Origin of the sequence: Mesorhizobium sp. M0910 (assembly GCF_040319465.1) — a bacterium.
In the GTDB taxonomy this organism is placed as follows: domain Bacteria; phylum Pseudomonadota; class Alphaproteobacteria; order Rhizobiales; family Rhizobiaceae; genus Mesorhizobium.
The window spans coordinates 166855-185099 of sequence record NZ_JAMYNZ010000001.1 but is presented as its reverse complement, the minus strand read 5'-3'; the positions used below and the strand labels follow the sequence as shown (position 1 = coordinate 185099).

Sequence of the window (18245 nt, the reverse complement as noted above, 5' to 3'; positions counted from 1 at the left end):
GGAGCAGACGCTCAGCCTAAACCAACGACCGTATCGTAGAGCAGCTTGAAGTTGAGCACCAGGATGAGGGCGGCAACCACCCAGGCCAGCACGGCGACGGCGCGGGAAATGGCGAAGTTGCCCATTTTGCGCTTGTCCGAGACGAACTGCACCAGCGGGACGACCGCGAAGGGAAGCTGCATCGACAGGATCACCTGGCTGAAGACCAGCAACTGGCCGGTGCCCTTCTCGCCATAGAGGGCGGTGACGACCACCACCGGGATGATGGCGATGCCGCGCGTCAGCAGGCGGCGCGCCCATTGCGGGATGTGCAGCCGCAAGAAGCCTTCCATCACGATCTGGCCGGCCAGTGTCGCGGTGACCGTCGAGTTCAGGCCGGAGGCAAGCAGGGCCACGGCAAACAGGATCGAAGCGATGCCGAGGCCGAGGAGCGGCGACAGAAGCTCGAAGGCCTGGCCGATCTCGGCAACGTCATGATGACCGGTGCCGTGGAACGCCACCGCCGACACGATCAGGATGGAAGCATTGACGAACAACGCAAGTATCAGCGCGATGGTCGAGTCGGTCGTCGCCCATTTGATGGCGTCGCGCTTGCCGCGATCGGTGCGCTCGTAGGCGCGGGTCTGCACGATCGAGGAGTGCAGATAGAGATTGTGCGGCATCACCGTGGCGCCGATGATGCCGATGGCGATGTAAAGCATCGCTGGATTGGTGACGATCTCGGACGACGGCACGAACATGGCGTGCAGGATGGAGCCGACCGGCGGCGCGGCGGCAAAGATCTGAATGGCGAAGCAGCCGAAGATGACAATCAAAAGTGCTATGATGAAGGCCTCGAGGAAACGGAAGCCCTTGTTCATCAGCAGCAGCAGCAGGAAGGCATCGAGCGCGGTGATAATGGCGCCGCCGATCAGCGGAATGCCGAACAGCAGTTGCAAGGCGATTGCCGTGCCAATGACCTCGGCCAGGTCGCAGGCGATGATGGCCAATTCGCAAGCGACCCAGAGCATGAAATTGACCGGTCGCGGATAATAGGCGCGGCACGCCTGCGCAAGGTCGCGGCCGGTGGCGATGCCGAGCCGGGCGGCGAGCGCCTGCAGCAGGATCGCCATCAGGTTCGACAACATGATGATGAAAAGCAGCGTGTAGCCGAACTGGGCTCCGCCGGCGAGGTCGGTCGCCCAATTGCCCGGATCCATATAGCCGACCGAAACCATGTAGCCCGGCCCCATGAAGGCGAACAGCCGGCGAAGCCAGATCCCCGAGTGCGGCACCGCGATCGTTGCGTTGACTTCGCGCAGGCTGAGCTGCTCGTCGTCCTCCGGGCGGGCAAATCGCCACATGGACCGGGGGGCTGAGGTGGCTTCGGCTTCCGACATGAAATGGCTTTCCACTGGAACGATCGATGTTCTCTCCTTATCTATGCCACGGCTGAACATTATGCAATATGCTATATTTCATTGTCGGAGCTTTTTCGTGTAGCCGCTTGGCCGTGCGGCCGGACCGCAGTGACCGCCGGTTGCGCCGGCCACCGAATGGAAATAAACGGCCAGAACAAATAGGGTTCCGTGTTATGACTGCAATGTCGATTCAAACTGCCGGGAGGAGCGCGTATTGGCGCTGAAGAAAAGACCGGTTCCTCGCGAAAAGCCGCTGCCTGATGCAGAAATCCACTCGGAAGGCTTCAGGCAGACGCGTGAAGCGCGCCGCAGCGCGCTGGTCGAGGATTATGTCGAGCTCATCGCCGACCTGATCGAGGATGGCAACGAGGCGCGCCAGGTCGATATCGCGGCACGGCTCGGCGTCGCTCAGCCGACGGTGGCGAAAATGCTGACGCGGCTGTGCGCCGACGGGCTGGTCTCCCGGAAGCCTTATCGCGGCGTGTTCCTGACCGAGGCCGGCCGCAAGGTTGCGGAAGAGAGCCGCATTCGCCACCAGACGGTCGAGGCCTTCCTGCGCTCGCTCGGCGTCAGTGCCGAGACGGCGCGCATCGACGCCGAAGGCATCGAGCATCATGTCAGCGCCGAGACGCTCGAAGCCTTTCGCAAGGCAATAATCGCCGCCCGCTGAAAAGCACGTGGCGCGACTCGCTTCCCACGAGCAGGGCGAACGCCACAGACCTTGCGATGTTTCGGCCAGAGCAAACAAGCGTCAGCAAGCATTGCTTGTTCGCACGAAAAATACTGTGACTTGGCGTAACCGTTGAGATAATTGTGGTCGTGTCCCATCGAACCGGGACGCGGCCCGATCGGCCGGAAGAAATTGCGTCATGGGGGTTGCCATGCTCTGGAAGGGCCGTCGTCAGAGTGACAATGTCGAGGACGAGCGCGGCCAGAGCGGCGGGTTTGGCGGTGGGCCGGGGCAGTTTCGCATCCCGATCGGCGGTCGCGCCGGCGGCGGCGGCATGTCGGGCATCATTATCGTAGGGTTGATTTTCCTGGCAGGGTGGTATTTCGGCTTCGACCCGAGCCAGATCCTCGATGACAGCGGCTTGCAGCCCGGTGGCGGCGGCCAGATCACCGACAATAGCGGCGGCCAGGGCGGCGGCACCGGTGCGCCCGCGTCCGACGAAATGAAGCAGTTCGTGTCGACCGTGCTGGCCGAGACCGAGGATACCTGGACCGGTATTTTCCAGTCCGAGGGCCTGACCTATCAGGATCCAAAGCTGGTCCTGTTCAGCGGCCGGATCGGCTCTGCTTGCGGTTCTGCCTCATCGGCGGCCGGACCATTCTACTGTCCCAATGATCGCAAGGTCTATCTCGACACCACCTTCTTCCAGCAGCTCGATCAGCAGTTCGGTGCCTCCGGCGATTTCGCACAGGCCTATGTGATCGCGCATGAGGTCGGCCACCACGTGCAGAACCTCGTCGGCATCCTGCCCAAATTCAACCAGATGCGGCAGAATATGAGCGAAGCCGACGCCAACCACATGTCGGTGCAGGTCGAGTTGCAGGCCGACTGCTTTGCCGGCATCTGGGCACATTTCACCGGTCAGAAGGGCATCTTGGAACAGGGCGACATGGCGGAGGCACTGAACGCCGCCAAACAGATCGGCGACGACACGCTGCAGAAGAAGATGCAGGGCTACGTCGTGCCGGAAAGCTTCAACCACGGCACGTCGCAGCAGCGGCAGACCTGGCTGGCGCGAGGTTTCCAGAACGGCAAGCTTTCGGACTGCGACACGTTCAACAACCCGATCTGAGCCGACAGTTTTCTCGTAGTTATCTGAGAGACTGCATCGCAGTCAGGGGATGTCAGGATGAAAACACTCTGCCCGTTCCCTCATTGTTCCCGGCGATGTGCTCGCCTATAAGGTGTGTCCCCGTTCGCTCGGGCGGCCCGAGGAGATACCATCATGATAGACCCAAAAACCGCCAGGCGGGGCCTTGCGCTTGTTTTCACCACCCTGCTGCTCGACGTCATCGGCTTCGGCATTATTATGCCGGTGCTGCCGGCCTATCTCAGGGAATTGACCGGCGTCGGCATCAGCGAGGCGGCTATCGAGGGCGGCTGGCTGTTCTTCGTCTATGCGGCGATGCAGTTCGTTTTCGCACCAGTGATGGGCGGGTTGAGCGACCGGTTCGGGCGGCGGCCTATCCTGCTCGCCTCGGTGCTGACGTTCGCTATCGACAATCTGATCTGCGCTATCGCCTGGTCCTATCCGATGCTGTTCATCGGCCGCGTGCTGGCCGGCATTTCCGGCGCCAGTTATTCCACGACATCGGCATTCATCGCCGATATCTCGACCGACGAAAATCGTGCGAAGAATTTTGGGCTGCTCGGCATTGCTTTCGGCGTCGGCTTCGTCATCGGGCCGGTTCTGGGCGGGTTGCTCGGCACGTTCGGGCCGCGTGTGCCGTTCTATTTCGCTGCAGGGCTTGCGTTCGCAAACTTTCTGATCGCGCTGTTTCTGTTGCCGGAAACACTTGATAACAAGCACCGTCGCCGCTTCGAGTGGAAACGCGCCAACCCGGTCGGCACGCTCGTCCAGATGCGCAACTACGAAGGTATCGGCTGGATCGGACTTGTCTTCTTTCTGATGACGCTGGGGCACATGATGTATCCTGCGGTCTGGTCGTTCGTCTCCAGTTATCGCTATGGCTGGAGCGAACAACAGATCGGCTTCTCGCTCGGCGCTTTCGGCCTGTGCGGGGCGATCGTCATGGCGACTGTCCTGCCGCGCGTGATCCCTAAACTTGGCGAGTGGAAGACGGCGGTAATCGGTCTGGCATTTACCGCACTCAGCGCCTTCGGCTACGCCTTCGCGTCACAAGGCTGGATGATCTATGCAGTGATCGTCGTCGGATGTCTCGAGGCGTTGGCCGACCCGCCGCTCAGAAGCCTTGCGGCCGCCAAGGTGCCACCTTCCGCCCAGGGCGAACTCCAGGGCGCAATGACCTCGATCTTCTCGATCACCTCGATCATCACACCGCTGCTTTATACGGCGATCTTTTCCTGGTTCACGGGGCCGAACGCGCCCGTGGTTTTCGGCGGTGCCCCGTATCTGCTCGGCGCGATTTTCCTCACGCTGGCGCTCGTCGTCTTCGTCACCAGGGTGGCCAAGCCGACGCCGAAGGAAGTCAGACGCATGCACGCGCAGGAAGCGGTGACGGACGGGGCTTGATTGGCGCCGGGAACCCGGCCGGCGCCCGTCAGTCGAATCCGTTTTTACGCAATGCGCTAAACACGCTCGGCCAGTGCCGGCTCGCCGCGCTTTTCGCGGATCAGGTTGACGAAGCGGCGAAACAGATAGTGCGAATCCTGCGGCCCGGGCGAGGCTTCGGGATGATGCTGGACCGAGAAGACCGGTCTGCCGGTGAGCGCAATGCCGCAATTCGAACCGTCGAACAGCGAGACATGGGTTTCCTCGACGCCGCTCGGCAACGAGTCGGCGTCGACGGCAAAGCCATGGTTCATCGAGACGATCTCGACCTTGCCGGTGGTGTGGTCCTTGACCGGATGATTTGCGCCGTGGTGGCCCTGATGCATTTTCGCAGTCTTGCCGCCCAGCGCCAGCGCCAGCATCTGGTGGCCGAGGCAGATGCCGAACAGTGGGATATCGGACTTCAAAAGATCCTGAATGACCGGCACGGCGTAGTCGCCGGTTGCTTCCGGATCGCCAGGGCCGTTGGATAGAAAAATGCCGTCGGGCCGCATCGCCAGGATCTCCTCGGCGCCGGTTTTTGCCGGCACCACGGTGACCTTGGCGCCGAGGCCGGCCAGCAGGCGCAATATGTTGCGCTTGACCCCGTAGTCGACGGCAACGACGTGCATCGACGGATCAGCCTGTTCGCCAAAGCCCTCGTTCCAGACCCAGGGCGTCTCGCGCCAGACCGAGGATTGACCGGAGGTGACCTCCTTGGCCAGATCAAGCCCGATAAGCCCCGACCATGCGGCGGCGCGGCGCTTGAGATCATCGACGTCGAAGATACCGTCGGGCGCGTGCGCGATGACGGCGTTTGGCATGCCCTTTTCGCGGATCAGCGCGGTCAGCGCCCGCGTGTCGATGCCTGAAAGTGCGACGATGCCGCGCTTCTTCAGCCACTGGTCGAGACCGGTTCCGGCGCGATAATTCGACGGGTTGGTGACGTCGGCCTTGAACACGGCGCCGACGGCACCGGCGCGGGCCAGCGGGTTGAGGTCCTCGATATCTTCGTCGTTTGTGCCGATATTGCCGATATGCGGAAAGGTGAAAGTGACGATCTGGCCGGCATAGGATGGGTCGGTGAGGATCTCCTGATAGCCGGTCAGCGCAGTGTTGAAGCAGACCTCGGCGACGGCGGAGCCGGCGGCGCCCAGACCGCGACCCTCGATGACGGTGCCGTCGGCCAGCACCAGCAGAGCAGTCGGCTTGTCGGTGGCCCAAGGGGGGGGCGATGCGGCGGTCATCGTTGCCACGGCGGCACTCCTAAAGGTGCGCCCTCAGTCGGCGCAACAAAAAGCGCGAAGCGGCGATCTCACAGCCTCGGCGCGCTAAGTTTTCACGTGTGCATGTCGTTGCCCAAAACAGCTACGCACTTTTGGGCGACGTGCACTAGAATTCAGTTCATGCAAGGCCCAGTACATAGGGGAAGGCGCCAAGGCGGTCAATGATGCCAGGAAGTGCGAGCCCGGATTTATTTCGTCGAACAATATCAGGGATTTGCCCGTAGTGTCGCATTTGCGTTGGGCTGTCGGCACGGCTATTGTCCGCCGCATTCGAAGGAGAAAGCACTATGCGAGGCAAAATCGCCGAATCCCTGAAGAGCGCGATGAAGGCGCAGGACAAGCGCCGGCTGCCGACATTGCGGCTGATCCAGGCGGCCATTCACGACCGCGACATCGCCAATCGCGGCGCCGGCAAGGAGCCGGCGAGCGACGACGAAATCCTGCAGATACTGGCCAAGATGGTGAAGCAGCGCGAGGAATCGGCCAAGGCGTTCGATGACGGCAAGCGGCCGGAGCTTGCGGCGCAGGAGCGCGACGAGATGGCCATCATCCGCGACTTCCTGCCGACGCAACTGGGCCAGGTTGAGACGGAAAGCGCCGTCCGTTCCGCGATTGCCGAGACCGGCGCCAGCGGCGTCAAGGACATGGGCAAGGTGATGGCGGCGCTCAAGGAGAAATACGCCGGTCAGATGGATTTCTCCAAGGCGAGCGGCATCGTCAAGAGCCTGCTTCAGTAAGCTGCCGAAGGCCCTTGCCGTCGCGCCCGTGATCGAACTCGTCAAACCGGCGCTTGAACACCTGCCGTCCTACAAGGCGGCCCTCGAGCGTGGCTGGTCGCCGGACAATGTGCGGCTACTCGACGCGACGCGCGAGCAGCTTGCGGCAATCGAAAAGGATCCAGCGACTTTCCTTGGCGATCTCGACGATTCCGATGGCAAGGGACCGCCGATCACCTTGCCCGACGGTTCGACGGTGCCGCGGCTGCCCGGATTCCGGCGCTGGATCTGGGACGGGGAAGTCGCAGGCTCAATCGGCTTGCGCTGGCAGCACGGCACCGCGGCGCTGCCGTCGCATGTGCTCGGCCACATCGGCTATGCGGTGGTGCCGTGGAAACGGGGACGCGGCTATGCGACCGAGGCGCTGCGGCTGATGCTGGTGGAGGCGAGGGCTGTTGGCCTGCCCTTCGTCGAAATCACCTGCAAGCCTCACAATGTGCCCTCGCAGAAGGTCGCTCTGGCCAATGGCGGCCGGCTCGTCGGGCGTTTCTTCGAGGACGCCGCCTATGGCGGCGCGGAAAGCCTGCGCTACCGGATCGATCTGTAGCCCTATTCGGCGGCAGCCGGCAGCGGCGGCGCAGCCCGGCTTCGCCATTCCCAGACATGCGAGGCAAGCGCAACCGCGACCGCGACCAGCATGGCGACCGCGCCAACCACCGGCAGGCTGCGATAGCCATAGCCGGCATTGAGCATGGCCGCGCCGAGCGATGCGGCGAGCGCGATGCCGACATTGAAGCCCGACGGAATGAGCGACGAGGCAAGATTGGAGGCGTCCGCGGTCCAGGTCAGTATGCGGGTCTGGATCGGCGTGCCGATGGCGAAGTTGAGGCCGCCCCAGACGAAGATCGCTATCACCATCGGCAGTGGGTAAGAACTGACGGCATAGATCAAGGCGAGCATCACCGCCTGCAGGAAAAGCATGGCGATGAGCGACGACATTAGCTTCCAGTCGGCGAGCCGCCCGCCGACGAAGACGCCGATCGTTGCGCCGACCCCGTTGAGCAAGAGCACCCAAGGTATCCATTTCTCGTCGAGGCCTGTGACCTCAAGCAGCGTCGGCGTGATATAGGTGAACAGGCCGAACTGGCCGATCATCAGCATCAGCATGATAATGAGCGAGGTCCAGACCTGCTGACGTGCGAGCACGCGGACCTCGCTTCCAAGGCTCACTGACGGGCTCGACGATCCCGTCTTGCGCGGCAGCAGAGCGCCGATTGCCGCGAAGGCCACCACACCGAGCGCGCACATCACCCAGAATGTTGCACGCCATCCCCAGACGTTGCCGATTGCCGTGCCGGCCGGAACGCCGATGACGTTCGATACGGTGAGGCCGGACAGGATCAGCGCCACCGCCATGCCGCGCTGGTCTTCGCGCACGAGGCCGACGGCCACCACCATGGCAACGCCGAAATAGGCGCCATGCGCCACGGCCACCGCTATCCGCAACAGCAGCATCGAGGCGAAGTCGGGCGCCAGCGCGCAGGCGGCCTGGCCGATGGTGAAGGCTGCAGTCAGTCCAAGCAGCAGGGCCTTGCGGGAGAACCTTTTGGTGGCGAGCGCCAGCAGCGGGCCGCCGACTGCAATGCCGCCGGCATAGCCGGAAACGAGATAGCCGGCGGTCGGAATCGCGACGCCAAGGCCATCCGCCACCTGCGGCAGCACGCCGGCGATGACGAATTCGGTGGTGCCGAAGGCGAAGGCAGCTATGAACAGGGCAATGAGGGGCAGCATGGCGCGAAGGAGATCCTCGGACAAGCTGGCCTCAAACCACGGATGAGGGCGGCGGGCAATCCAGAAATTGGCGACGCCGCTTTAGCTTTTCTTGATCGCCGGTCTGGCGCCCGCCGCGGAGGCAAGAGCTAGGCGGCTGCCTTCCTCCCGTAAGGAATTTTCAGCCACGCCCGTTCGTGAAGATAATAGAGCAGCGACTTGGTGACGACCTCGGTCAGGCCGATGGCCGCGGCGAGCTTGATGCTTCCGGTCACGACGAGCGAGATGATCATTGTGTCGATGGTGCCGGTGACGCGCCAGGAAAGCGCCTTGGCGAAACTGCGAGAATGGGTGTCCATCGACTTTCCTCCCGGTAGATATGGGACGATCCTTTAGCCGACAGACGGGAAAACGCGCAAAGATAATTTTTGCGCATTGGCCCACAGCAATTTTCATAGGCGATGTTCTGAAGCTACCTGGCCTGTGGACGCAATCTATCCAGCCTTCAGCCGTGAACCGGTGAGCAGACCGCGCTCCTCAAGCACGGGATAGGCCATCGAGGCGAGCAGCGAGTTGATCTGCTTGAGGTCCCGAATGGTGTCGAGATGGATGGAACTGGTCTCGACACTCTTGGCGGTGCCGTCGCGCAGCCGCACGAAATGGCTCTGGCTGGTTTCCTTCTCGCGGTCGCGCAGCCGGTCCTTTTCCAGCACCAACTGGCGAGCGGTCTCCGGATCGCGAGACACCAGCACGTTGAAGGCAAGCCTGGCATTGGCAAGCACCAAGGCATGGAAGGCGCAAAGCTCACGCCATCCTTCCGGCGTGAACTCCAGCCCGCGCTCGAATTTCTTCTTCACGTGGACCAGCATGTTGCGCACGATGATGTCGCCGACCTGCTCCAGCTTGACGCAGGCGCCGATCAGCTCCTGGCAACGCAGGGCCTCGTCCTCGCTCAGCGGGTTCTTGGTGACCCTGGCCAGATAGAGCTTGATCGCCGCGTGCTTTCTGTCGACACGGTCGTCGAGTGCGGCCAGCGCGCCAATCTTGTCGGCATCGGCGCTCTCATAGAGCTCGATGATCCGTTTCAGCATGATCTCGACCGTTTCGCAGACCCGCACCACCTCGCGGGTGGCGTTGGCTAATGCCTGGCTCGGCACGTCGAGCGCACTTTCGTTGAGCGCGGAAAGCTCAACGACGTCGAGCGCGTCGGCGGGCTGCGGCTTGGTGCCCAGCGCCACGATCTTTTCCGAGGCGCGATAGACCAGGCGCGCCAGCGGCACGCCGGCGATCAGGATCAAGATGTTGAAGGCGATGTGGGCATTGACGATCTGCTCGGGCACGGTGCTGCCCAAGAAGGCGACCCGCGGCTTGAACGTCAGGAACAGGATCAGCATGATCAGCGAACCCATACCGCGCATCAGGAGATTCCCGATCGGCACGATGCGAACGCCGGGCTCTGCGTTGCGGGTTAGAAGCGGCGCGATGATCGAAGAGCCGAGATTGACGCCGAGCACCAGCACGATGCCGAGTTCGGGCGGGATGAAACCGCGACCGGCGAGCGTCACCATCAGCAGCACCGCGGCGATCGAGGAATGGAACAGCCAGGTGACCAACGCCGCCAGAAGATAGGCGGTGACCGGATCGCCGGAGAAGTAATCGACGATGAGCGGCATCAGCGTGCTCTGGCGCAGCGGCTCCGACGCCTGGCCGATCATCTCCAGCGACAGAAGCAGCAGGCCGATGCCGACCAGGATGCGGCCGAACTGGCGCCAGTCGCGCCGCTCTGTGGCCATGAACATGACCGTGCCGGCGACCAGGCAGACCGGCACCAGCAGCGACAGATCGAAGGTAAGCAGCTTGACCACCAGCGCCGAGCCGATCTCGGCACCGCGCACCGCAAGCTGGCCCGACATGCCGCTGACAATACCGGAGCCGGCGAATGAGCCGACCAGCAAGGTGACGGCGGTCGAGCTTTGCAGTGCGACAGCCAGGCCGCAGCCGGCCAGAACCGCCATGAAGGGATTGCGCATGGTGGCGCGCAGTTTGTGGCGCAGCACATCGCCGTAGGCGCGCTCGACGCCGGTCTTCACCAGACGGGTGGCAAACAGCATCAGTGCCACCGCACCGGCAAGGTGCAGCAAAACGACGGAGCCACTCATGCCCGACTCCGCAACCCGACCGGTATCAGCGACGCGGGCGCCGTGACGTCAAGGGTGCAAAAGTGGGCGCGAATCGTGGACATTGCAGAGGTTGATATTACTCCGATTTATTTTAGCCGAATAATAAATTTTGCCCGGTTCGGACGCATGTTGGCACGCGACGGGGCGTGTCGGAAATGGATGGCTGACAAAATGGTTGCATTGCCCGCGGAGTTGCGGAGGGTCACGCGTCCATGCTCGGACGGCCGCTTTAAAGGTAGCGCTGAATTAGGCGTTCTAACTGTAGGAAATCATTACGAAAACGTAATATCTGTGTTCAGTGTCGGTTCATCCTTCCGGCTCTAATCCGTAGGCATCGACAACCAAGGAGTACCCGCTATGAAACGCATCGTTCTTTCCGCGATTGCCTTCTCGATGCTGGCTGCAACCGCCTTGCAGGGCCAGGCTGCACCACTGACCACACCAAACGCGCCGCAGTCGAACTACAGCCAGGTCGACTGGCAAAGGCCCGGCAGGCATGTCGACGTGAACAAGCATATCGACGTAAACAAGCGCGTCGTAGTGAAGAAGAAGATCGTCGTGAAGCGCAGCCATTGGCGCAACGGCCAGAGATATTCCAGCTGGAAGCGTCACCAGCCGATCCGCGACTATCGGCACTATGGCCTGCGCCGTCCGGGTCCCGGGCAGGAATGGATCCGGGTCGGCAACGACTATCTGCTGGTCAGCGTTCTCTCCGGCCTGATCTTCGGCGCCATCGCCGCGCAGTGAGCCCGGAACGGCTGACCGCGCTGCGTCGGTTTAGATCGAGAAGGCGGCCCGCGGGCCGCCTTCTCTTTTTGGCCTGTGAAAACCGGGTATGATCGCCATTAGGAGTCGTCGGGCTTCGACCGTGTGATTATATGGAGGCCAAACGAGCTGTCCCCCATGCGCTTTCCGCCTGCTTTCCTCGACGAGATCCGCGACCGCGTGCCGATTTCTTCGGTGATCGGCCAGCGCGTCGCGTGGGACAGGAAGAAGACTAACGCCCCGCGCGGCGACTATTGGGCGTGCTGTCCCTTCCATGGCGAGAAGAGCCCGTCCTTCCACTGCGAGGACAAGAAGGGCCGCTACCATTGCTTCGGCTGCTCGGTTTCGGGCGACCATTTCAAGTTCCTGACCGAACTTGACGGGATGAGCTTTCCTGAAGCGGTCGGGAAGATCGCCGACATGGCCGGCGTGCCGATGCCGGTTCGCGATGCCCAGGAGGAGCGGCGCGAAAAGGAACGCGCCAGCCTGACTGACGTCATGGAGATGGCGACGGCGTTCTTCCAGGAACGGCTGCAGGGACCGGAAGGGGCAAAGGCCCGCGCCTATCTGCGCGACCGAGGGCTGACACCGGCGACGCAGCAGTCTTTCCGCCTCGGCTATGCCCCCGACAGCCGCAATGCGCTGAAGGAGCATCTTGCCGCCAGGGGTGTCCCCAAGGCCGACATCGAGGCGTGCGGGCTGGTGCGCCATGGCGACGACGTCCCGGTTTCCTACGATTGGTTCCGCGACCGCATCATGTTCCCGATCCCGGATTCCAGGGGCAAGATCATCGCCTTCGGAGGGCGGGCACTGGCGCCGGATGCGCTGGCCAAATATATGAACTCGCCCGATACGGAGCTCTTCCACAAGGGCAACGTGCTCTACAATTTCGCCCGTGCGCGGCAAGCACTGGGAAAGGGGGCGCTGGCCAAGGGCGGCACCGTCATTGCCGTCGAAGGCTACATGGATGTGATCGCGCTGGCGCAGGCCGGCTTCGAAAACGTGGTGGCGCCGCTCGGCACCGCGTTGACTGAAAACCAGCTCGAACTTCTATGGCGCATGGCTGGCGAGCCGGTGCTGTGCTTCGACGGCGACCAGGCCGGGTTGAAGGCAGCGTGGCGCGCCGCCGACATGGCGCTGCCGGCGGTCCAGGCAGGCCGCTCCGTGCGCTTCGCCCTGCTGCCGGAGGGCAAGGATCCCGACGATCTGGTCAAGGGTGACGGGCCGGATGCGTTCCGCGCCGTGCTTTCCGAGGCACGGCCGCTGGCCGACCTCTTGTGGATGCGCGAGACCGCCGGCGGCATCTTCGACACGCCGGAACGGCGGGCGGAGCTCGAAAAGACGCTACGCGAACTGACCAGCCGCATCCGCGACGAGAGCCTTCGCTATCACTACCAACAGGAAATGCGCGAGCGCGTGCAGAGCTTCTTCGGTGCCCAGCGCGGACGCCAGGGACGTCAGGACGGACGGCCCGGTGAGCGCTTCCCGGGCAGGGTCTCAGCACCCGGCGGACAGTTTGCACGTGGCGGCAATGCCGGTGGGCGCACCGCGATCACCGAAAGCCTCGGCCGCTCGGCGCTGGTCAAACGCGGCGGCGAGGGCATGTCGGTGCGCGAGGCGACGATCATTGCGGCCCTCGTCAACCATCCCGTGCTGATCGACGAGAATTTCGCCCATGTCGAGTTCCTCGATCTCGCCAATTCCGATCTGAAGCGGCTGCATGCGGCCATCCTCGACGCCATGGCGCACGATATGGCCAACAACCGCGAGGCTGTAATCGCGACGATCGAGCGGGCCGGCTGCGGTGAGATCTGGCAGCGCGCGGTGGCGCTGATCAAACGTGCGCGGCAATGGCCGGCGCTGGAAACGGCAGCACTCGACGATGCTCGCGATGCGTTCAGCCAAGCTCTCCACTTGCAGCGCAGCGCGCGCACCTTACATAAGGAGCTGAAGCAGGCGGAAGCAGCGCTCGCCAGCGATCCCACGGACGAAAATTACCGGCACCTGGTCGAAATCCAGGCGCAATTTCGTGATGTGCAGGCAACGGAAGCGCTGATCGAAGGGTTTGGCGTATCGTCGGGCAGAGCTGGGCGCGTTTAGATCGAAGCCTCCAGAAGACTGAAATGTAAGGACGTGCTTGCGCGTTGAATAATGTAAGGACGTGCTTGCGCGTTGAATCAAGCGTGCGGTGCTCTAAGTCGGGTAATTGATTCGCTTTTTTCATGCGAATCATGCGAGAGGCGCTTGACCTTCCGCCAGAATGGCGGAATCAGGTCGATTCGAAACGTTAACCCGTCCCGGCATCGACGGGAATGCAGCGATGTAAGGTACTGATCACTGGACAGGCAGTCAGCTTGCCACAGATATCAGGGTTAATCTGGACTTAACGAGAGATGCAGTTACTGGCCCGGTAAAGCGCGTTCTGGAAGGAGCGCATCCAATTTGACCGGACCGGCAGCTTACGCGGCTTTGATACTCAGCCGCTTGGAGAAAATAAAGACTATGGCGACAAAAGAAAAGGAAGAAGTCGAGACCGAACGCGAGGCCGCGACCGATGGCCCTCTGCTCGACCTTTCCGACGATGCTGTCAAGAAGATGATCAAGGCCGCCAAGAAGCGCGGTTATGTCACCATGGACGAGCTGAATTCGGTGCTGCCCTCGGAGGAAGTGACCTCCGAGCAGATCGAGGACACGATGGCCATGCTTTCCGACATGGGCATCAACGTGGTCGAGGACGACGAGCAGGGCGAGGAGCCCGAAGCCGCCGATACCGCCGCTGACGCCGAGGAAGACGCCAACGAGCTGGCCGAGCAGACCGGCACTGCCGTCGCCGCCACCACGACCAAGAAAGAGCCGACCGACCGAACCGACGATCCGGTCCGCATGTATCTGCGCGAGATGGGCTCAGTCGAGCTTCTGTCGCGCGAGGGCGAAATCGCGATCGCCAAGCGCATCGAGGCCGGCCGCGAGACGATGATCGCGGGCCTGTGCGAAAGCCCGCTGACTTTCCAGGCCATCATCATCTGGCGTGACGAGCTCAACGAATCGAAGATCCTGCTGCGCGAGATCATCGACCTCGAGGCGACCTATGCCGGGCCGGAGGCCAAGCAGGCGCCGGTTGTCGAGCGTATCGAGGAAGCCAAGACCGAGGAAAAGTCGCGCCGTTCGCGCGAGGACGAGGACGACATCACCAATGTCGGCGGCGACACGCGTGGCCTGGTGGACGATGACGAGGAAGACGATGACGAGGCGAGCCTGTCGCTGGCGGCCATGGAAGCGGAACTGCGCCCGCAGGTGATGGAGACGCTCGACGTCATTGCCGACACCTACAAGAAACTGCGCAAGCTGCAGGACCAGCAGGTCGAGAACCGGCTGGCTGCCGCGGGCACGCTGTCGCCCAGCCAGGACCGCCGGCTGAAGGAATTGAAGGACCAGCTGATCAAGGCGGTGAAGTCGCTGTCCTTGAACACGGCGCGCATCGAGGCGCTGGTCGAGCAGCTCTACGACATCAACAAGCGACTGGTGCAGAACGAAGGCAAGCTGCTCAGGCTGGCCGAAAGCTATGGCGTGCGCCGCGAGGAATTCCTCAAGGAATATCAGGGCTCGGAGCTCGATCCGAACTGGACCCGCTCGATCGGCAATTTGACTTCGCGCGGCTGGAAGGAATTCACCAAGAACGAGAAGGACGCCATCCGCGACCTGCGCGCCGAGATCCAGAACCTCGCCACCGAGACGGCGATTTCGATCCAGGAATTCCGCAAGATCGTCAACCAGGTGCAGAAGGGCGAGCGCGAAGCCGCGATCGCCAAGAAGGAAATGGTCGAGGCCAATCTGCGCCTCGTCATCTCCATCGCCAAGAAATACACCAATCGCGGCCTGCAGTTCCTCGACCTGATCCAGGAAGGCAATATCGGCCTGATGAAGGCGGTCGACAAATTCGAATACCGCCGCGGCTACAAGTTCTCGACCTACGCGACGTGGTGGATCCGGCAGGCGATCACCCGTTCGATCGCCGACCAGGCGCGCACCATCCGCATTCCGGTGCACATGATCGAAACGATCAACAAGATCGTGCGCACCTCGCGCCAGATGCTGCATGAGATCGGCCGTGAGCCAACGCCGGAAGAACTGGCGGAAAAGCTCGCCATGCCGCTGGAAAAAGTGCGCAAGGTGCTGAAGATCGCCAAGGAGCCGATCTCGCTCGAAACGCCGGTCGGCGACGAGGAGGATTCGCATCTTGGCGACTTCATCGAGGACAAGATGGCGATCCTGCCGATCGACGCAGCGATCCAGGCCAATTTGCGCGAGACGACGACGCGCGTATTGGCCTCGCTGACGCCGCGCGAAGAGCGCGTGCTCAGAATGCGCTTCGGCATCGGCATGAACACCGACCACACGCTTGAAGAGGTCGGCCAGCAATTCTCGGTCACCCGCGAGCGCATCCGCCAGATCGAAGCCAAGGCGCTGCGCAAGCTCAAGCACCCGAGCCGGTCGCGCAAGCTCAGAAGCTTCCTCGACAGCTGAGGCCGGGTGACGGATAAGCAGTTTCAAGGGCGCCGGTGGCGCCCTTTCCGTTTGGGCACAGGCGATCACGATTGAAGGCGCCGCTCTTGCGTGTCGTGCCCTACGAGAGGATAATTCCGCGACGGACGCATTCTCTGGGCGACAAACCCGGATGCCCGCCCCGGCAGTTGGACGCCGTGCTCCGTGGCACCGGAGGGAGGTGTGCCATGACAACTTACATCGTGCTGATCAACTGGACGGAGCAAGGCGCCAAAAACGTGCGCGAATCGCCGAAGCGGCTCGATGCCGCCAAGAAGCTGCTGGGAGACATGGGCGGGTCCTTCAAGGCATTTTATCTCACCATGGGGGATTGCGACATGGTGGCCGTGCTCGAAGCGCCCGACGATGCCGTCCTGGCTCGTTTCTCGTTAATGCTGGCGACGGCTGGCAACGTCAGGACTCGGACGCTCAAGGCTTTCCCGGAGGATGCCTATCGCGAGATCATCACCTCGCTCGGCTAAGCCGCGGCGCCTGAAGCGCGTCGCGCTGAACGGCCTTTGCGACGCGCTTTAAGCTCTTCTTTTTATGCATGTCGTTATCGTAAAACCGCTGCGTACCCTTTGGGCGACCTGGATCAGCGAAACCGGCCATTCCGCCGGTATCGTGTCACGTTGCGGCGCAACGGCATTTCTCGGATAATCCGTGCGTGTCCTCTGGTGCCGTTTCGAAACATGAGCAAGCCTCTGCTGACCGTCTGGTACAATACGCGCTGTCCGGTCTGCGATGCCGGTATCAGCCGGCAGAAGCGGCGACTGATCGAGGCGGTCAAGGCCGGGCGGATCGAATTTCGCGACATCAATGCCGAACCGGCGGCGCTGGCCGGATACGGCATCGGGCTGGAGGACATCCGGCGCCGGCTGTATGCGATCGACGCCGACGGCAAATTGCTGGCCGGCGCCGATGTTGCCATTGCTGTATGGCGGACGACGCCCGGCGAAGGCTGGCTCGCAACGCTGTTCGGCAATCCCGGCGCACTGCCGTTGACGCGCTATGGCTATGATCGCTTCGCCGATCTGCTCTATGCATGGAACCGGCGCAAAGGCCGCTGGTAACGGTATTATTCGCTCCGCACCGAAAGGTCCGGAGATTGTTTCCAGGCCTTTCGCGTGCCCTGCTATCGAGCCACGGGCTCGCAAAGCCAGCCAATGATGCAGCGCACCGCCGGCAGTACCGGCAGCAGCGTCGGAAAGGCCACCAGCCAGGACAGGCCCCAAGCCGTCAGCCAGGTGGCCGGCATGTCGGGCTGGAAGCCAAGGCTTTTCAGTGTCGAGATGAACGACACGATGAACGTCATCAGCAACGACAGCACCAGCGGGCCGAGCACGGCGGCATAGCGCGCAGGCAGCTTGCTGCGCGGGGTTTTCATGGTCATTTGGATTTCCCTGAAGCATCCGGTTCGTCGCCTTGCATCCATTCGCCGGTATTGTCGGCGTAACTGCCCGGAACGACCGGGGTGGATGCGTTGCTTCACGTCAGACGCTTACGGAGCGGCCTTCGGCCCTCATGCAACCTCTAGCTGCCCTCGCTGGCGAAATCAATCCTGCTGGTGCCATTTTCAGATACATCGTAAGATATATCTTGACTCGACCATGGCGGGCACTTAGTTGAGATATATCGTAAGACATAACTCAAGGAGCAGACAATGCACAAAGGCAATCATTTCGGGCATCATCGTTTTGGCGAACACGCCGAGCGCGTTTTCATGCATATGGCCGGCAAGTTCGGTGGGCGCGGCGGCTTCGGTCCGTTTGGGCATGGCATGAGGGGCGGCGGACGCGGCGGGCCGGGCGACATGTTCCGCGCCGGGCGCATGCTGGCCGACGGCGACCTCAAGCTGATCACGCTGTCGCTGCTGGCCGAGGCGCCGCGGCACGGCTACGACATCATCAAGGCGCTGGAGGAGCGCACCAGCGGCTTCTACAGCCCGAGCCCCGGCGTGGTCTACCCGACGCTGACCTTCCTGGAGGAGGCCGGCTACGCCGTTTCTGCGCCGGAAGGCAACAAGAAGGTGTTTTCAATCACCGAGGCGGGGCAGGCGCATCTCAACGAAAATCGCGAGATGATCGACCACGTGCTCGACCACCTCGAGCGCTTCGGCCGCAAGATGGCGAAGGCGCGCGACTGGTTCGGCTGGAACGATGACGGCGACGGTGGCCGGCGCGGCCGCGGCCGCTCGGAAAAGCGCGACGAGTTTCGCGCCGTGCGCCACCGGCTGCGCGCCGCGCTCGGCGAAATCGTCGATGCGCCTGAAGCAAAGCAGGCCGAGGCAATCAGCATATTGGAAGCTGCCGCAGAGGCCTTGGAAGCGTTGTCGCGCGACTGA

At 62.5% G+C, this 18245-nt stretch carries 17 protein-coding genes; 11 read left to right on the top strand and 6 right to left on the bottom strand.

The features are described from left to right. Nucleotides 1-11: 11 nt before the first annotated feature. Nucleotides 12-1379, bottom strand: coding sequence for an Nramp family divalent metal transporter (locus tag NKH78_RS00920; protein ID WP_352881593.1), 1368 nt, complete (start codon nucleotides 1377-1379; stop codon nucleotides 12-14). Between the two features lie 235 nt (nucleotides 1380-1614). On the opposite strand from NKH78_RS00920, the gene mntR reads away from it, so the two are divergent. The 3 genes from mntR (at nucleotide 1615) to NKH78_RS00905 (ending at nucleotide 4624) form a co-directional block, all read left to right on the top strand. Continuing rightward, nucleotides 1615-2070: a manganese-binding transcriptional regulator MntR gene (gene mntR, locus NKH78_RS00915; protein WP_254820344.1), complete on the top strand. Its 456-nt coding sequence runs from the start codon at nucleotides 1615-1617 to the stop codon at nucleotides 2068-2070. Nucleotides 2071-2281: 211 nt separating this feature from the next. Continuing rightward, the gene (ypfJ, locus tag NKH78_RS00910; protein ID WP_352478094.1) at nucleotides 2282-3202 is read left to right on the top strand and encodes a KPN_02809 family neutral zinc metallopeptidase; all 921 of its coding nucleotides are present in this window, start codon (nucleotides 2282-2284) and stop codon (nucleotides 3200-3202) included. Nucleotides 3203-3355: 153 nt separating this feature from the next. Further along, nucleotides 3356-4624: a TCR/Tet family MFS transporter gene (locus NKH78_RS00905; protein WP_352740207.1), complete on the top strand. Its 1269-nt coding sequence runs from the start codon at nucleotides 3356-3358 to the stop codon at nucleotides 4622-4624. Between the two features lie 56 nt (nucleotides 4625-4680). On the opposite strand, the gene carA is transcribed toward NKH78_RS00905, so the two are convergent. Continuing rightward, complete coding sequence (gene carA, locus NKH78_RS00900) at nucleotides 4681-5889, bottom strand: glutamine-hydrolyzing carbamoyl-phosphate synthase small subunit (RefSeq protein ID WP_352777116.1); 1209 nt, start codon at nucleotides 5887-5889, stop codon at nucleotides 4681-4683. Nucleotides 5890-6215: 326 nt separating this feature from the next. Between carA and NKH78_RS00895 the strand changes: the two genes are divergently transcribed. Both NKH78_RS00895 and NKH78_RS00890 read left to right on the top strand, forming a co-directional pair. Beyond that, nucleotides 6216-6665: a GatB/YqeY domain-containing protein gene (locus NKH78_RS00895; RefSeq protein ID WP_254820347.1), complete on the top strand. Its 450-nt coding sequence runs from the start codon at nucleotides 6216-6218 to the stop codon at nucleotides 6663-6665. 28 nt (nucleotides 6666-6693) lie between these two features. Beyond that, a complete protein-coding gene (locus tag NKH78_RS00890) occupies nucleotides 6694-7251 on the top strand; it encodes a GNAT family N-acetyltransferase (RefSeq protein ID WP_352738971.1) in 558 nt (185 codons plus the stop codon). Nucleotides 7252-7253: 2 nt separating this feature from the next. On the opposite strand, the gene NKH78_RS00885 is transcribed toward NKH78_RS00890, so the two are convergent. From NKH78_RS00885 to NKH78_RS00875, 3 genes are all read right to left on the bottom strand, one after another. Beyond that, nucleotides 7254-8435 carry an MFS transporter gene (locus tag NKH78_RS00885; protein ID WP_352739034.1) on the bottom strand — a complete coding sequence of 394 codons (1182 nt, stop codon included), beginning with the start codon at nucleotides 8433-8435 and terminating at the stop codon, nucleotides 7254-7256. A 128-nt stretch (nucleotides 8436-8563) separates the two neighbouring features. Further along, a complete protein-coding gene (locus tag NKH78_RS00880) occupies nucleotides 8564-8773 on the bottom strand; it encodes a DUF2061 domain-containing protein (RefSeq protein WP_023678301.1) in 210 nt (69 codons plus the stop codon). Nucleotides 8774-8908: 135 nt separating this feature from the next. After that, entirely contained in the window at nucleotides 8909-10573 is a 1665-nt protein-coding gene (locus tag NKH78_RS00875) for a Na/Pi cotransporter family protein (protein WP_352506762.1), read from the bottom strand. A 378-nt stretch (nucleotides 10574-10951) separates the two neighbouring features. On the opposite strand from NKH78_RS00875, the gene NKH78_RS00870 reads away from it, so the two are divergent. The 5 genes from NKH78_RS00870 (at nucleotide 10952) to NKH78_RS00850 (ending at nucleotide 16974) form a co-directional block, all read left to right on the top strand. Beyond that, on the top strand, nucleotides 10952-11341 hold the full coding sequence (locus NKH78_RS00870) for an RcnB family protein (protein WP_352738972.1): 390 nt from the start codon (nucleotides 10952-10954) through the stop codon (nucleotides 11339-11341). 156 nt (nucleotides 11342-11497) lie between these two features. After that, nucleotides 11498-13459, top strand: coding sequence for a DNA primase (gene dnaG, locus NKH78_RS00865; protein ID WP_352738973.1), 1962 nt, complete (start codon nucleotides 11498-11500; stop codon nucleotides 13457-13459). Between the two features lie 402 nt (nucleotides 13460-13861). Then, nucleotides 13862-15883, top strand: a complete 2022-nt coding sequence (gene rpoD / locus NKH78_RS00860; protein ID WP_023678297.1) for an RNA polymerase sigma factor RpoD — start codon at nucleotides 13862-13864, stop codon at nucleotides 15881-15883. Nucleotides 15884-16089: 206 nt separating this feature from the next. After that, nucleotides 16090-16383 (top strand): GYD domain-containing protein, encoded by a 294-nt coding sequence (locus tag NKH78_RS00855; protein WP_352450720.1) that lies wholly within the window; start codon nucleotides 16090-16092, stop codon nucleotides 16381-16383. A gap of 210 nt (nucleotides 16384-16593) precedes the next feature. After that, entirely contained in the window at nucleotides 16594-16974 is a 381-nt protein-coding gene (locus NKH78_RS00850) for a thiol-disulfide oxidoreductase DCC family protein (protein ID WP_352738975.1), read from the top strand. Between the two features lie 62 nt (nucleotides 16975-17036). Here NKH78_RS00850 and NKH78_RS00845 read toward each other — a convergent pair whose 3' ends face one another. Then, nucleotides 17037-17294, bottom strand: coding sequence for a DUF2798 domain-containing protein (locus NKH78_RS00845; protein ID WP_352738977.1), 258 nt, complete (start codon nucleotides 17292-17294; stop codon nucleotides 17037-17039). A 270-nt stretch (nucleotides 17295-17564) separates the two neighbouring features. Here NKH78_RS00845 and NKH78_RS00840 point away from each other — a divergent pair, with 270 nt between their 5' ends. After that, nucleotides 17565-18245 (top strand): PadR family transcriptional regulator, encoded by a 681-nt coding sequence (locus NKH78_RS00840; RefSeq protein ID WP_352881584.1) that lies wholly within the window; start codon nucleotides 17565-17567, stop codon nucleotides 18243-18245.

Bases quoted from the DNA above. Each gene is read 5' to 3' on its own strand.
- NKH78_RS00920 (WP_352881593.1), bottom strand. From the start codon at position 1,379: ATGTCGGAAGCCGAAGCCACCTCAGCCCCCCGGTCCATGTGGCGATTT.
- ypfJ (WP_352478094.1), top strand. From the start codon at position 2,282: ATGCTCTGGAAGGGCCGTCGTCAGAGTGACAATGTCGAGGACGAGCGC.
- NKH78_RS00905 (WP_352740207.1), top strand. From the start codon at position 3,356: ATGATAGACCCAAAAACCGCCAGGCGGGGCCTTGCGCTTGTTTTCACC.
- carA (WP_352777116.1), bottom strand. From the start codon at position 5,889: ATGACCGCCGCATCGCCCCCCCCTTGGGCCACCGACAAGCCGACTGCT.
- NKH78_RS00895 (WP_254820347.1), top strand. From the start codon at position 6,216: ATGCGAGGCAAAATCGCCGAATCCCTGAAGAGCGCGATGAAGGCGCAG.
- NKH78_RS00885 (WP_352739034.1), bottom strand. From the start codon at position 8,435: ATGCTGCCCCTCATTGCCCTGTTCATAGCTGCCTTCGCCTTCGGCACC.
- NKH78_RS00880 (WP_023678301.1), bottom strand. From the start codon at position 8,773: ATGGACACCCATTCTCGCAGTTTCGCCAAGGCGCTTTCCTGGCGCGTC.
- NKH78_RS00875 (WP_352506762.1), bottom strand. From the start codon at position 10,573: ATGAGTGGCTCCGTCGTTTTGCTGCACCTTGCCGGTGCGGTGGCACTG.
- NKH78_RS00870 (WP_352738972.1), top strand. From the start codon at position 10,952: ATGAAACGCATCGTTCTTTCCGCGATTGCCTTCTCGATGCTGGCTGCA.
- dnaG (WP_352738973.1), top strand. From the start codon at position 11,498: ATGCGCTTTCCGCCTGCTTTCCTCGACGAGATCCGCGACCGCGTGCCG.
- rpoD (WP_023678297.1), top strand. From the start codon at position 13,862: ATGGCGACAAAAGAAAAGGAAGAAGTCGAGACCGAACGCGAGGCCGCG.
- NKH78_RS00855 (WP_352450720.1), top strand. From the start codon at position 16,090: ATGACAACTTACATCGTGCTGATCAACTGGACGGAGCAAGGCGCCAAA.
- NKH78_RS00850 (WP_352738975.1), top strand. From the start codon at position 16,594: ATGAGCAAGCCTCTGCTGACCGTCTGGTACAATACGCGCTGTCCGGTC.
- NKH78_RS00845 (WP_352738977.1), bottom strand. From the start codon at position 17,294: ATGACCATGAAAACCCCGCGCAGCAAGCTGCCTGCGCGCTATGCCGCC.
- NKH78_RS00840 (WP_352881584.1), top strand. From the start codon at position 17,565: ATGCACAAAGGCAATCATTTCGGGCATCATCGTTTTGGCGAACACGCC.